Origin of the sequence: Microvirga arabica (genome assembly GCF_016811235.1) — a bacterium.
GTDB lineage: Bacteria > Pseudomonadota > Alphaproteobacteria > Rhizobiales > Beijerinckiaceae > Microvirga > Microvirga arabica.
In genome coordinates this window covers 22,432-36,702 of record NZ_JAFBID010000066.1, presented here as the reverse complement: position 1 = coordinate 36,702, position 14,271 = coordinate 22,432, and the positions used below count along the sequence as shown (strand labels likewise).

Genomic DNA, 14,271 nt, shown 5'->3' with positions numbered 1-14,271 from the left:
GGCCTTCGGCTGGCCGGAAGCCGTCGGAATGGCCGTGATGCTGTCCGCCACGGCGCTTGCGCTCACCGAGGGCAAGCGTGGAGCAGTAGCCGCTTAATGATCGGTCCGGAAGGCCTCGGCGACCCGGGCCTTGAGCACGTCCGGCTGGCGCAGGATCAGGGCGCCCCTGGTGCGCTCGATCAGACCCTCCTGGGACAGCATGGTGAACTCGCGGGTGATCTGCTCGCGGCGGCAGCCGATGCGGGCAGCCACGATATGGTGGAAGGGTGGCGGCGTGATCACCCGCTCGCCCGACTTGTCCTGCCGCGGCGTCGACAGCCGCAGGAGCTCCGAATAGAGCCGGTGCCGCAGATCCAGCACCGTCTGCTCCATGAAGCGGGCATTCAGCTCGCGGATGCGGGAGGCCATGAGGCAGAACAGGCGCTCGGCGACGGGCTGATAAGAGAAGAGCATCTCCTTGAAGACGGAGGCCGGCATCACGCAGGCCTCGCCCCGGGTGAGCGCCGTGACGTTGGCGGAGCGCGGCACGCCGTCGAGAGCAGCCAATTCGCCGAACAGATCGCCCGGCTTCATCTCGTGGAGGATGACCTCCTTGCCGGAGGCAGTGCGCATGAGGACCCGCACCTCACCGGAGAGAAGGAAATAGACGTCCGTCGAGGGCTCGTCGAAGTCGACCAGAACCTCCTCGGGGTCGAAGCGGCGCCAATTGGCCCGCGTCTCGAAAGGCGCGAGGTCGATCTCCAGCCCCTTGAATAACTTGATCCCGGTGAGCCGACCCATCGGTGTCCTCCCTGCACGATATCTTGGCTATACCATAGATCCCGCACTTTCGGTACGGAAGAGGTGCCGTATCCCTTTGTCAAGCCTTGTGGATCCTGTCACTAGCGATTCCGGCTTATCGCACAGGCAGCAGCAGGCTACTCCTCCGCCCAAACACCTTGCCACAGCCGCCTTCCCGAGCCAAAAGGCGGCATGCTTCACGTCAACGACCTGACCTACCGCATCGGCGACCGGCTGATTCTCGACCACGCCTCCTTCAACCTGCCTGACGGTGCGAAGGTGGGCCTCGTCGGGCGCAATGGCGCGGGCAAGACCACCCTGTTCAAGATCATCCAGGGGGAGCTTGCCACGGAGAGCGGCAGCGTCACCCTTCCCCGCGGCATGAAGATCGGTGCCGTCGCCCAGGAAGCGCCGGGCGGCCCCGAGACCCTGATCGAGGTGGTGCTGGCAGCCGACAAGGAGCGTGCCGCCCTTCTCGCCGAGGCAGAAACGGCTGACGGCATTCGCCGTGCCGAGATCGAGATGCGGCTCACCGATATCGGCGCGCACTCGGCCCCTGCCCGCGCCGCCGCCATCCTCCACGGTCTTGGCTTCGATGCCGAGGCGCAGAACCGGCCCTGCTCGGACTTTTCCGGCGGCTGGCGCATGCGTGTGGCCTTGGCCGCCGTGCTCTTCACCGAGCCCGACCTGCTGCTCCTCGATGAGCCGACCAACTATCTCGACCTGGAGGGCACCCTCTGGCTCTACGATTATCTCGGGCGCTACCCCCATACCGTGCTGGTCATCAGCCACGACCGCGAACTGCTCGACACCTGCGTCAACCACATCCTCCATCTCGATCGGGGCAAGCTCGCGATCTATCGCGGCGGGTACACATCCTTTGCCAAACAATACGCCGAAAAGCGCGAGCTCACCGCAAAGGCGGCCGCCAAGCAGGAGGCCGAGCGCAAGCACCTGCAGGCCTTCGTCGACCGCTTCAAGGCCAAGGCCTCGAAGGCTCGCCAGGCGCAGTCCCGCGTCAAGCGGCTGGAGAAGATGGAGGCCATCACCACCATTGTGGAAGACGACGTGCTGCCCTTCAACCTCCCGGGTCCTGAGCGCCCTGCCGCCCCGCCGCTGATCACCGTGGAGAGCGGTGCCGTGGGCTATGGCGAGCGCATCGTCCTCGACCGCCTCAACCTGACGATCTCTCCAGACGACCGGATCGCGCTCCTCGGCTCCAACGGCAACGGCAAGTCCACCTTCTGCAAGCTCATCGGCGGCAGGCTTGCGCCCATGAAGGGCGAGATGCGCACGCCCACCCGGATGGATGTCGCCTATTTCGCCCAGCACCAGCTCGACGAACTGAACCCGAAGGCGACAGCCTACGACCATGTGGCCGAGCGCATGCCGGATACGCCCGTCGCCAGGATTCGCGCCCGCACGGCGCAAATCGGCTTTCCGGGCGCCAAGGCCGACACGCCGGTTTCGGCGTTGTCCGGCGGCGAGAAGGCGCGCCTGCTCATGGGGCTTGCCGCCTTCAACGGTCCTCACCTGCTCATCCTCGACGAGCCGACGAACCACCTCGACATCGACAGCCGCACGGCCCTGATGGAGGCGATCAACGATTATACGGGCGCGGTGATCCTGGTCAGCCACGACCGCTTCCTGATCGAGGCCTGCGCCGACCGGCTCTGGATCGTCGGCAACGGCAGCGTGAAGCCGTTTGACGGCGATATGGACGATTACCGCCAGCTGGTCCTCTCGGGAGAACTCGATCCGCAGAAGCGCTCCAACCGGCCGCAGGCTCCCACCGCCTCCAAGACCGACGAGCGCCGGGCTGCTGCCGAGCGCCGCGCGGCGCTTGCCCCCCTGCGCAAGAAGCTTGAGGCGCTCGAGAGCCGGATGGCGAAGCTTACGGATGTCATCGGCAAGGTCGATGCGGCTCTTGCCGACGGCACCGCCTTCCAGAAGGATCCGGCAAAGGCCTCCGAACTGTCCAGAATGCGCGCGGAAGCCGCGTCCACCCTTGAGACCGTTGAAGAAGAGTGGCTGGCCCTGAGCAGCGAGATCGAAGAGGCCGGCGCCTAGAAGCAGCACCGGCCCCTACTCCCCCGGGGCAGCGAGGCTACCTCCTCGGAGTGCACCCGAAATCGAAACGTGGGCGTAAGCTGATCCTAGCCTTTGGGGGAGGCTGACCATGCGAATCCTGATTTCCGCCTGTACCGACCGGGCCTTTACCGGGGGCCTCATGCCCATGGCCCATCTGACCGCTGGATCTGCAGCGGCCGTGAACGACAACACAGCTCAGGCCCAATCCAGATGGAGGCTTCGTCTGCATCGGACGCATTCTGCCGATCTGACGCGGCAGGCCGCTTCGTAAGCCAGGTGCGGGGGAGCACAGCGGGCTGTTCCATCCGAGGCTAGCGTCCGGCTTTCCTCGATGGAGGCTTTGATGGCTCAAGTCCTGACTTACTGCACCACGAAGCTGTTCTCCCACGCCGTCCTGCCGCTCGTAATGATCAGGCCGCAGCCGGTCGCGAGCGCCAATGACGCTTATCCCCTGGCAGCGTCCCCAGGCGTGTGGCGGTAAGCAGCCACCTCGGTCGTGAACACGCGCCATTACTGCCGCGTTCATCATGAAAGGCGTATGTTGATACACCTGGAATGGAGAACGGACATGTTTCGTGCAGTTTTGGCCACCGCTTTGCTCATCGGCAGCGCCATCGTCGCGGCACCGTCGGGGGCACAGGCGCAAGGGTTGGTGCCTTGCGCCCGGGAGAACGGGTTCTGCCGCGTTCCCTATGGGACCCGCGTGATCTACGGCATTCCCGGTCGCAGCGTCGAGGTTTACGTCCGAGAGGGCGGTGTCCCGTGCTCCAACAGGGTATTCGGCGATCCCGCTCCGGGCATTGCCAAGCGCTGCGCCTATGTCACCCGCGGATACGATAGGGGGCCGAGACGGTACGAGGAGCGGCCGAGGCGATACGATGACGGCTATCGCAGATCCTTCCGCGAGTATGATCGCGGGTATCGGGACTTCGACGATGGATACGAAGAGCCCTACAGATCCTATGAGGTTTACTGATCCGGAGGCGGGCAGTCGATATCTGGCTGAGGAACCGAGGAGGCGAGCGTACGACCTGTACGCTCGCCTTTTCGCCGATTGAGGCGGTGTGCTCCGCGCAGCAGGGAATGACGGGGCGGGCCGCACCACATGCCTTGCGCCGAGACCCGTTCTTCATCAATTGTTAATCCTGATCTCACTTCGCGGCGGACCGGCAGCTATACGGTCGATGAACGGGCCGCCTTGCCACCATTCAGCCATCCTGTCCGATGATGCAGTCACGAGAGGTTAACCGCCCTGTGGCACAACTCGGGCCTGAACCTTCGACAGGTCTCGCAACCAAAGCAGCCCGGCAACAGTAGACTGCGGAGACAACGATGGCGACCATCTACGGGATGACTTCGACGACATTATCGATGGTTTCGACACCTCGGACATCATCTACGGCTATAGCGGCAACGATGTGATCGACGGCTGGGATGGGGACGACGACATTTATGGCGACTGGGCCACGATAGGATCTACGGCGGCTTTGGGGACGACTACCTGATCGGCGGCGCCGGCGACGACGACCTTTTCGGCAGCGCAGACTTCGACGACCTCTATGGCGGTTCCGGGCTCGATTACCTCTCCGGCGGCACGGGCGACGATCTTCTGTCCGGTGGCACAGGACGCGACACGCTGATCGGCGGAACGGGAGAAGACGAGTTCGTCTTCAAGAGAGGCGATTCCTGCATCACGACGAGAACAGCCGACACGATCACCGACTGGAACCGGTCCTTCGATTCCATCGACATGACCATCAGGGGAACGTCACGGAACTACCGCGAGGTCGAGACGGACGCGCTTTCCATCGCAACGGCGGCTTCCGACGCCGACTTCCTGTATCGCGATACGAACGTCAGGCACGTGTTCCTGTTCAATCCCGACACTGACAAGGGCTTCCTGATCTCCGACCTCAATGCGGACGGCTATTTCGAAACAGGCGTCGTGCTCAAGAATGCCGGCCTCGCATCCGACATGAGGTTCGACTAAATCATCTGAGACCGCATTGCTCATCAACAAAAATGGCCGCACTCGTTGCGGCCATTTTTGTTTACAGGCTCAGAAACGTTGAACCGGAAGGGCTCAGGCTGAGGAAACAGACCTTAAGGTTTCACCACACGGTCGAGCCTGTTGTTGACGAAGAAATACAGCTCGCGGCCGCCGGGTTCTGAATAGAGCACCTGCACCTCGCGCTGGCCCTTGCCGCTCTCGCCCACGAGCACGTCGGTGGCGGGCTTGCCCTTCAGGCGTACGAGATCGCATTCCGCAATGCCGGGTTCGATGGCCGTCGCCGTGCCCGCAGGCGTGCCGGTGCAGCGGCCGTCCGGACCGAGGACGGGGCCGTCGATCACGGGACCCAACGCAGCCGAGGGCGCAGGCGCGGCGGCCACGGGAGCGGCCGCAGATGGCGGCGCACTGCGCGTGCTGCCGCACGCTGCCAGACCCAGCGCCACAAAGGCGACACTCGACAGAACTCTTTTACGCATTCCACCAATCCCCCTAATCGGCCGCCCTCGCCTGCAGGGCCTCGTCAACGAGCCGCTGCACATCGGCCTTGAAGGCCTGCCGCGACGCCTGCCGCGAATAGAACATGTGACCGCCTTCGTAAACCGTCAGGCCTACGCGCTTCTGGGGGCCGAGATCGGGCAGCTGGTTCAGGAGCAGTTGGGACGCGAAATATGGCGTCACGAGATCTGTGAAGCCGTGGGTGACGAGCACGCGCAGCTTGCCGTCGAGCGCCAGGGCCTGCCGCAGTTCCTCCAGGTTTTCAGGGCCGCTGCGCCCGCCGCCCCAGCGCCATGCGCCGTTGACGGAACCATTGAGCAGGCTGTAGCGCCCCTCCGCCTTGTAGTTCAGGGTGTGCGCCAGGTGATGAATGATCGCACTCGACAACGGTGCCGTCATGCCGTCGAGCACCGGATCCTCGAATCGGGAGACCTGGGCGTTAGGGTTCGGGTCTGCGATCGCCACATTGGTGTCGTAGGCGCTGACGATCTCGGACGAGCCGCGCCGCAGTTCCCGCTGAGCCGCTCGCATGTCGATGCGGCCTGCCAGACGCCGCGAGACCTCGGGGCTGAGCCCGCTCAGTTCGGCGACGCGCCGGCTGACACGCTCCACCGCCTCCTTGTCCTGGAGACCGCGCATGAGATCGACAAGATACTCGCCGGACGCATAGGCCTCCGCATCCTTCAGCGCTTCGCGTGACACGGAACCGTTCCGCGAAAGGTTTGCCGCCGCCAGCGACGGCAGGAGCGCCGCGCTGGTCCAGGGCGCACCGGCGCCCTGGTCGAGCCAGTCGAAGTCGAGAACAGGCGAGACGAGAACCAGGCCACTGAACCCGATGCCCTGATCGCTCTGGAGCTTCTGGGCCAGCAGCGGACCACGGAAGCCGCCGTAGCTTTCGCCGGCAAAGAATTTCGGCGACACGAGCCGGTTCTTCTCCTTGAGCCAGCGCATCACGAAGGCTGCAAGCCCATCGATGTCACCTTGAACAGAATAGAAGCGCTCCCGCACAGGATCGCCGCCGACCACCCGGCTGTAGCCGGTTCCCGGCGGATCGATGAAAACGAGATCGGTGAAGTCGAGCCAGGTCTCGGCATTGGGCACGAGCGCCGGGGGAGCCGAGGGGCTGATCGTCGGGCCATCCAGCGGCAGGAGCCACGGCCCGACAGCGAGGAGATGCAGATAGGCCGAGGACGCGCCCGGGCCGCCATTCACCGCGAAGGTCACGGGCCTCTGTGCCGGATCCGCATCGTCCCGGGTGTAGGCGACAAACCCGATCTCCGCCTGCGGCGCACCCTGCGGATCGGCCAGGGTCAGATGCCCAGCAGTTGCCGTAAAGGACAGAGTGCGCCCCGGCAGCTGAAGCGTATGCCGCGTCAGCGATTCCGGCGGCAGCGCCTGCGCATCCCTGGCCTCCGGCCGGGGCCTGCGCTGCTCCTGCGGCTGTCCTTGCGGCTGCTGTTCCTGGGCTCCGACGCCCAGGGGAAGAGCCAGCGAGAGAAACAGGGCGGCGTACAGGGTGAGGCGCATGTTGACGGTCATCGGAACATCCTTGTGGCCGTCCTGAAACTGGAGACCCCGCCCCCGGCGGCAAGCGCCGGGGCGATGAAGAGTTCGTGTTCCCAGCTTGCAGATCAGCCCCAAACCTCATCCTGAGGAGGATTGCGTGAGCAATCCGTCTCGAAGGAGCTTCCAGAACGCACCGGAGACTCCCTGATCCTTCAAGACGGTCACTGACGCCACCTCCTCAGGATGAGAGCTTCAGGATTAATCTTTTAGAAACTCACGCCTTCCGCTGCCAGCGGCCGCTCTCGTCCTGCTGCCAATAGGTTGCGTCGTGGCCGCCCTCCTTCACGGCCCGCCACTGGTCGCGGGCGAAGGCGAGCGCCTGGATGTCGTTGCCGTCGAACAGGATTGCCAGGCGCTGGTAGGCGGCCATATTCTCCGGTAGGCTGGCGCCTTCCACAAGGAAGCGGATGGAGGCGCCGTTGGGATTGTCGCCTGACAGGGTGATGAGGATCGGCTGGTCCGCTGCGTGGGCCTCCCGGTCCGTACCGTGCGGCAGGAAACTCTCGTCGGTGAAGGTCCACAGGTGATCGTCGAGGGCGGACATGCGCTCCTCCGTCGTCACCTGAATTACTGCGCGCCACCCGCGCTCCAGCGTCTTCTGCAGGAGCGTGGGCAGCACGGCCTCGAGCGGCTGATGCTGGAGATGGTAGAAAAGGACCTCGGTCATAATACTCCTGTCATCCCGGACGGAGCGAGGCGCAGATCCGGGATGACAGGATCAAGCGTCATTCTCGTCAAGCGATCCCGGGTCCTGCTGCGCAGCCCCGGGATGACGTTATGTAGGATTACCGGGCCTCGTAATGATCACGGACGAGACGGTCGAGGAGGCGCACGCCCCAGCCGGAGCTCCAACCCTTGTTGATCTCGGTTGCCGGCGAGCCCATGGCCGTGCCGGCGATGTCGAGATGGGCCCAGGGCACGTCGTTGACGAAGCGCTGCAGAAGCGCCGCCGCCGTGCTCGACCCGCCGAAGCGTCCGGCCGAGTTCTTCATATCGGCGAACTTGGATTCGATCATCTTGTCGAATTCCGGGCCCAGCGGCATGCGCCAGACCCGCTCGCCCGTGGCCTTGCCGGCCACGGTCAGGCGCTCGGCCAGTTCGTCGTTGTTCGAGAACAGGCCGGCATATTCCTGGGCCAGAGCCACCATGATCGCACCCGTGAGCGTTGCGAGGTCGATCATGAACTTCGGCTTGAAGCGGTCCTGCACGTACCAGAGCACGTCAGCCAGAACGAGACGGCCCTCGGCATCCGTGTTGATGATCTCGATGGTTTGGCCCGACATGGTGGTGACGATGTCGCCGGGCCGCTGGGCATTGCCGTCGGGCATGTTCTCCACAAGGCCGATGGCGCCTACCACGTTGGCCTTGGCCTTGCGGCTTGCAAGCGCGTGCATGAGCCCGACCACGCAGGCGGCGCCCGCCATGTCGCCCTTCATGTCCTCCATGCCGGCGCCCGGCTTGATCGAGATGCCGCCGGTGTCGAAAACGACGCCTTTGCCCACGAAGGCGATGGGCTTGTCGTTCGCCTTGCCGCCGTTCCAGCGCATGATGGCGACCCGGCCGCCGCGCACGGAACCCTGAGCCACGCCGAGCAGCGCCCCCATGCCGAGCTTCCTCATGGCCTTGTCGTCGAGGATCTCCACCTCGACGCCAAGCTTGGTCAGGGCCTGGGCGCGGGCGGCGAATTCCTGCGGTCCCAGCACGTTCGGCGGCTCGTTGACGAGGTCGCGGGCGATGATGACGCCCTGCTGGATTCCCTCGCGGGTCTTGTAGGCCTTCTTGACCGCAGCCGGGTCGGCGACGCTGAAGACAAGCCGTCCGCCGGCCTTCCCGTTGTCCTCGTCCTTCTTCTTGGTCTTGTAGCGGTCGAAGCTGTAGCGGCGAAGGCCAACGCCGACCGCGGTGTCGGCCACGGCCTCCGGCGTGACCTCGATGTCGGGCAGGTCCAGGACCACCGTCGCGAGCTTTCCGTTCACCTTGCCGGCAATCAGGCCACCCATCTGGACGAAGTCGACATCGTTCCGGTCCTTCTCGCCGCCGACGCCGATCACAATCAGCCGATCAACGGAGAGGCCTGAGGGAACCACAATCGACATGGCGGACTTGGCTTTGCCCTTGAAGCTTTCCGCAGCGGCAGCTTTGGCGATCAGATCGACGGCCTTCGACCCGAGCTGCTTGGCCACGGCGGCGGAGGGCTTGAGATTTTCTCCGACGAAGACGATGAGATCGCCGGATTCGACTTTGCCGTGGGCTTGGAAGTCGATCTTGAAGCTGTCGGCCATGAAATCCTCTTTGTTCTGGTGCATGTCCGGTCTTGGGGCCGGCTGCGACGCTGATGCGCGGTGGTGACGGTTGGGACATATATCATATTGCAGCTGGGATCAGGGGGAAGCTGCCGTGAAATCGGCGCAATCTCAGGCTGTTGAAAACGGCCGTCTTGCCTGAGACAGTCCGACACGATACCCAGGGCGCAACCGCCCGGGGGCGAAGGGCCTTATGACACTTCTCGAACGCTACATCCTGAAAATCACATTCAGCGCCTTCGCCGCGTGCCTGGTCGTCCTCACGGGCGTGATCTGGATCACGCAGGCCCTGCGGGAACTCGACCTGCTGACCGGCAAGGGCCAGACGCTTCTGATCTTCCTGACCGTGACCGGGCTCTCGCTGCCGGCCCTGATCAGCGTCATCGCGCCGGTCGCTCTGTTTCTGGCCACCATCTACACCCTGAACAAGCTGAACGGGGATTCCGAACTGATTGTCATGAGCGCCGGGGGCATGCCGCCAGGGCGGCTGCTGCGGCCCTTCCTGGCACTGGCGGCCTTCGTCTGCCTGGCTGTGGGCATCATCTCGATCCACATCATGCCCGCAAGCTTCCAGGAGATGCGCCAGCTGTTCACGAAGATCCGCGCCGACTTCGTGGGCACCATGGCCAAGGAGGGCCAGTTCATCAGCCTGGATAACGGCATCACCTTCCATTACCGGGAACGCCAGGGCGATTCCCTGCTCGGGATCTTCATGGAAGACCTTCGGGAGAAGGACAAAGCCATCGTGTATCTGGCAGAGCGGGGCCAGACCGCCGAGCAGAACGGAACGTCCTATCTCGTGCTCCAGAAGGGAAGCGTTCAGCGCAAGGAGCCGAACAGCCGCGATTCCTCCATCGTCGCCTTCGAGCGCTATGCGGTCGACCTGTCGGCCTTCAACAAGGAAGGCGGAGAGGTCATCTACAAGCCGCGGGAGCGCAGCACCCTCCAGCTCCTGTTCCCCGACAAGAGCGAACCTATCTACCAGAAACAATCGGGGCGCTTCCGGGCCGAACTTCATGAGCGCCTGTCCTCCTGGCTCTACCCTCTCGCCATGATGATGATTGCCTTCGCGGCTCTCGGCGAACCCCGCACGACGCGCCAGGGGCGTGGCGTGGCAATCGCCAGCGCGGTGGTGGCGATCGTGCTGATGCGAATCCTCGGCTTTGCCGCTTCGAGCGGCGTCGCACGGACCTCGGCCGCGGTCGTCGCAATCTATGCCGTGCCGCTGGCCAGCACCCTGATCAGCCTGCTGCTGATCCTGCAAGGTCCTGCCATGCGATCGGCTCAGGCCAAGTTCCTGAGGGCCTTCAACAATCTTCTGCCGACGCGCGCTCCCGCGATCCAGAAAGCCTGACCATGCTGATCGGCCGGACCCTTGGTTTCTATTTCTCACGGCAGTTTCTCAGGACTATTTTCCTGGTCTTCGCGACGGTCTTCACCCTCGTCTATACCCTGGACTTCGTGGAGCTTATGCGCCGGGCCGGCGACGCGCCGAGCGCGACGACGGCCGTCATTGCGCAACTGGCCCTGTTCCGCACCCCGGCCATCGCCGAGCAGGTGATGCCCTTTGCCGTCCTATTCGGCAGCATGGCGGCTCTCCTGCAGCTCAGCCGCAAGCTCGAGCTGGTGGTGGCGCGGGCCGCGGGAATCTCCGCCTGGCAGTTCCTTCAGCCGGGGCTCCTCATCGCGGTGCTGATCGGCGTGCTGTCCGTCACCGTCTACAACCCTCTCTCCGCCGTCCTCAAGCAGCGCGCCTCCGCTCTGGAGACGAGCATCTTCTCCAGGAACGTCCAGACCCGGGAAAAGCCGATCTGGCTTCGCCAGAGGAGCCTGGACGGGCAGGCCATCTTCCGCGCGAACGGCTCGGCGACGGATGCTGCAACTCTTTATGACGTCACGGTCTATGCCTTCGACCATGACGGCACATTCAGCCATCGGGTCGAGTCCCGGCAAGCGAATCTGCACGAGGGCTTCTGGGAACTGAAGGACGCCAGGGTCCTGTCCGCAACCGAGGAGCCCCGATCCCACGACCGCTACCTGATCGCCTCGAGCCTGCAACCCTCGGAGGTTCGACAGAGCTTCATCGACCCCGATGCGGTGCCGTTCTGGGATCTGAAGGCGACGATCGACCGATTGGAGCAGGCGGATATCAACGCCACCACCTACCAGCTCCATTACGACCTGCTTCTGGCCCGCCCCCTGCTCTTCATCGCCATGGTCTTCGTTGCCGCATCGGTCTCGTTAAGATTCTTTCGATTTGGCGGTGTAGCCATGATGGTTCTGGGTGGCGTCGCCGCCGGGTTCATGCTTTATGTCGCCACTGAGCTTATGGCGGAGCTTGGAGCCTCCGGAATCATCAGTTCATTGGTTGCGGCCTGGTTTCCTGCTGTAGTAGGCAGTCTTTTAGGGACCTTGGCCTTATTGTACCAAGAGGACGGCTGACCGTTCTCGAAGAAGAAGTATTGCGAAGGAGTGGGGATGCGGCGGCTTAAGACAACGATCGCAACGTCTGCGGTCGCAGCGGCACTGGTATATGCCGCTGGGTCAATGCCTGCGCTTGCCCAAGCCACGCTCAATGAGGCCATCGGCGCCCGCGCCCAATCGGGATCCGGAAACGACCGCCTCCTCGTGGACGCCAGGGAAATCGTCTACGACAACGACCGGAACACGATTGCCGCCTCCGGCGACGTGCAGATGAACTATCAGGGCCGGACGCTCCAGGCCGACCGTGTCACCTACGACCGGAACACCGGCCGCGTCTTTGCCGAGGGCAATGCCCGCCTGACGGAGGCCAACGGGACCGTCGCAACGGGTGACAGATTCGAACTCACCGACGACTTCAAGAGCGGTTTTATCGATTCCCTGAGGGTGGTGCAGACCACCGTGGAACAGGGCCGTCCCCTCACCACCCGGTTCTCCGCTCCGCGGGCCGAGCGGGCCGAGGGCGAGACCACGACCTTTGAGCGCGGCACCTATACGGCCTGCGAACCGTGCAAGGACAACCCGGAACGCCCCCCGCTCTGGCAGGTGAAGGCCGCGAAGATCATCCACAACAACAGCGAGCGGACGATCTATTACGAGGATGCCACCCTCGAGCTCCTCGGCATCCCAGTCGCCTACCTGCCCTACTTCTGGACGCCGGATCCGACCGTCAGGCGCAAGACGGGCTTCCTGGCGCCGCGTTACGTCTACTCGAACACCCTAGGCTACGGCGGCTCGATCCCGTTCTTCTGGGCCATCGCCCCCAACTACGACCTGACGATCAGCCCGACCATCCTGAGCCGCCAGGGCGTTCTCGGGCAGGTCGAGTGGCGTCATCGCCTGGAGACAGGCGCCTACAACATTCGCGCGGCCGGCATCAACCAGCTGGACCCGGAGGCCTTTCTCCCCTCTCCGTTCGGAGCCGGAGATCGCGATTTCCGTGGCTCGCTGGAGACATCGGGCGAGTTCTTCATCAACCAGAACTGGCGCTGGGGCTGGGACATCGCCCTCGTGTCCGACAAGTGGTTCCTCACGAACTACCGCATCCGCAGCGAGAGCCTGAGCAGCTATTACGTCAAGGAATCGATCTCGACCGTCTATCTCCAGGGTCAGGGAGATCGCTCGTTCTTCGATGCGCGGGGCTATTACTTCAAGACCCTGTCCACCTACGATTGGCAGAAGCAGCAGCCGGTCGTGGCTCCGGTGATCGACTACAACAAGCGCTTCACGCCCCCGACGATCGGCGGCGAGTTCGCCATCGACGTGAACGTCACCAGCCTGTCCCGCGAGGCTGCCCAGTTCGATCCGCTTTTTCCTGAGAATACGGCCTATTTCGGCATTGCTCGAACCTGCCGCGACGACGGATTCAATTCTGCCGAGTGCCTCGTTCGCGGCATCAGCGGCTCGACGTCCAGAGCTTCGGTCACGGCATCCTGGCGGCGCGAGTTCATCGACCCGATCGGCCAGGTCTGGACCCCGTTCGCCTATCTGCGGGCCGACAATTTCTGGATCGCTCCCGACTTCAACGGTTACCAGAACCCGCAGCTTGCCAACTTCATCGACGGGGATGACGACTATCTCTTCCGCGCCACCCCGGCGATCGGGCTCGAATACCGCTATCCCTTCGTCGCCAGCCTCGGTACCTCGGGCCAGCAGATCCTGGAGCCCATCGCCCAGATCATCGCGCGCCCGAACGAGACCCGGATCGGCAACCTTCCGAACGAGGATGCCCAGAGCCTCGTCTTCGACGACACGTCGCTCTTCGATTGGGACAAGTTCTCCGGTTATGATCGTGTCGAGGGCGGCGTGCGCGCCAATGTCGGCCTGCAGTACACGGTCACGGGGGCGGACGACTTCTACGCCAACGTGCTGTTCGGCCAGTCCTACCAGATCGCGGGACGCAACTCGTTCCGGCAAGGCGATCTGGCCAATGTGGGTCTCGATTCAGGCCTTGAGTCCCGGGCGTCGGATTATGTGGGCCGCTTCCAGATCTCGCCGAATGCCAATTTCGCTTTTGTGACGCGCGGACGCTTCGATCAGGAAGATTTCAGCCTGAACCGGTTCGAGGCCGGCATCCGGGCGAACTTCAATCCCTATCTGCCGGTCTCGACCTCGCTGACCTATGCCCGGTACGAGGCTCAGCCTGCCATCGGCTTCCCAACCCGCCGCGAGGGCCTGCTGGCTTCCGCCCGTTGGGACATGACGCCGAACTGGTTCGTCACGGGCTCGGTTCTCCTCGACCTGGACCGCTATCTCGTAGCGCGCCAGATGAGTGCTGTTCCGATCGCCGCTCCGGGAGCCGCGATCTCCCAACGCGAGAACGTCGCTTATGTGGCCGGCATGTCTCTGGGGCTGGGCTACATCGACGAGTGTACGACCTTCTCGGTGAGCTACAGCATCACCCCGCGCGACATCACCCTGACGTCGGGCGAGAAGGAACAGAACCATACAGTTGCCTTCAGCCTTGAGCTCCGCTCCCTCGGCGAGGTGGGCTATACGCAGAGACTCAGCGGTTCCGCCGATGAGTGATGGTGAACGACACCG

The 14,271-nt window shown here is 63.9% G+C and carries 13 protein-coding genes and 1 pseudogene; 9 read left to right on the top strand and 5 right to left on the bottom strand.

Annotated elements, in window-relative coordinates; all coding sequences use genetic code 11:
- Nucleotides 1-93: 93 nt before the first annotated feature.
- Entirely contained in the window at nucleotides 94-780 is a 687-nt protein-coding gene (locus tag JQC81_RS24445) for a Crp/Fnr family transcriptional regulator (protein ID WP_203274408.1), read from the bottom strand.
- A 192-nt stretch (nucleotides 781-972) separates the two neighbouring features.
- Here JQC81_RS24445 and JQC81_RS24440 point away from each other — a divergent pair, with 192 nt between their 5' ends.
- The 6 genes and pseudogenes from JQC81_RS24440 (at nucleotide 973) to JQC81_RS33430 (ending at nucleotide 4,861) form a co-directional block, all read left to right on the top strand.
- Nucleotides 973-2,850: an ABC-F family ATP-binding cassette domain-containing protein gene (locus tag JQC81_RS24440; RefSeq protein ID WP_203274407.1), complete on the top strand. Its 1,878-nt coding sequence runs from the start codon at nucleotides 973-975 to the stop codon at nucleotides 2,848-2,850.
- A 364-nt stretch (nucleotides 2,851-3,214) separates the two neighbouring features.
- Nucleotides 3,215-3,352, top strand: coding sequence for a hypothetical protein (locus JQC81_RS24435; RefSeq protein ID WP_203274406.1), 138 nt, complete (start codon nucleotides 3,215-3,217; stop codon nucleotides 3,350-3,352).
- Nucleotides 3,353-3,439: 87 nt separating this feature from the next.
- Nucleotides 3,440-3,847: a hypothetical protein gene (locus tag JQC81_RS24430; RefSeq protein WP_203274405.1), complete on the top strand. Its 408-nt coding sequence runs from the start codon at nucleotides 3,440-3,442 to the stop codon at nucleotides 3,845-3,847.
- 388 nt (nucleotides 3,848-4,235) lie between these two features.
- Nucleotides 4,236-4,376, top strand: coding sequence for a hypothetical protein (locus JQC81_RS34480; protein WP_376772448.1), 141 nt, complete (start codon nucleotides 4,236-4,238; stop codon nucleotides 4,374-4,376).
- Nucleotides 4,331-4,519, top strand: a pseudogene (locus tag JQC81_RS33435) (calcium-binding protein); the annotation flags it as partial. The gene JQC81_RS34480 and the pseudogene JQC81_RS33435, both read left to right, overlap by 46 nt.
- 102 nt (nucleotides 4,520-4,621) lie before the next feature.
- A complete protein-coding gene (locus JQC81_RS33430; RefSeq protein ID WP_246520640.1) occupies nucleotides 4,622-4,861 on the top strand; it encodes a hypothetical protein in 240 nt (79 codons plus the stop codon).
- Between the two features lie 113 nt (nucleotides 4,862-4,974).
- Here the strand turns inward: JQC81_RS33430 and JQC81_RS24420 are convergent, their stop codons facing one another.
- The 4 genes from JQC81_RS24420 to JQC81_RS24405 form a co-directional block, all read right to left on the bottom strand.
- Complete coding sequence (locus JQC81_RS24420) at nucleotides 4,975-5,358, bottom strand: hypothetical protein (protein WP_203274404.1); 384 nt, start codon at nucleotides 5,356-5,358, stop codon at nucleotides 4,975-4,977.
- Nucleotides 5,359-5,371: 13 nt separating this feature from the next.
- Entirely contained in the window at nucleotides 5,372-6,916 is a 1,545-nt protein-coding gene (locus JQC81_RS24415; RefSeq protein ID WP_203274403.1) for a S10 family peptidase, read from the bottom strand.
- Between the two features lie 241 nt (nucleotides 6,917-7,157).
- On the bottom strand, nucleotides 7,158-7,610 hold the full coding sequence (locus tag JQC81_RS24410; RefSeq protein ID WP_203274402.1) for a DNA polymerase III subunit chi: 453 nt from the start codon (nucleotides 7,608-7,610) through the stop codon (nucleotides 7,158-7,160).
- A gap of 118 nt (nucleotides 7,611-7,728) precedes the next feature.
- Nucleotides 7,729-9,225: a leucyl aminopeptidase gene (locus tag JQC81_RS24405; protein WP_203274410.1), complete on the bottom strand. Its 1,497-nt coding sequence runs from the start codon at nucleotides 9,223-9,225 to the stop codon at nucleotides 7,729-7,731.
- Between the two features lie 214 nt (nucleotides 9,226-9,439).
- On the opposite strand from JQC81_RS24405, the gene lptF reads away from it, so the two are divergent.
- From lptF to JQC81_RS24390, 3 genes are read left to right on the top strand one after another with little or no spacing between them, the layout of a single operon-like run.
- Nucleotides 9,440-10,600 carry an LPS export ABC transporter permease LptF gene (gene lptF / locus JQC81_RS24400; RefSeq protein WP_203274401.1) on the top strand — a complete coding sequence of 387 codons (1,161 nt, stop codon included), beginning with the start codon at nucleotides 9,440-9,442 and terminating at the stop codon, nucleotides 10,598-10,600.
- Nucleotides 10,601-10,602: 2 nt separating this feature from the next.
- Nucleotides 10,603-11,688 carry an LPS export ABC transporter permease LptG gene (gene lptG / locus JQC81_RS24395; protein ID WP_203274400.1) on the top strand — a complete coding sequence of 362 codons (1,086 nt, stop codon included), beginning with the start codon at nucleotides 10,603-10,605 and terminating at the stop codon, nucleotides 11,686-11,688.
- Nucleotides 11,689-11,724: 36 nt separating this feature from the next.
- Nucleotides 11,725-14,256, top strand: a complete 2,532-nt coding sequence (locus JQC81_RS24390) for an LPS-assembly protein LptD (RefSeq protein WP_203274399.1) — start codon at nucleotides 11,725-11,727, stop codon at nucleotides 14,254-14,256.
- Nucleotides 14,257-14,271 lie beyond the last annotated feature (15 nt).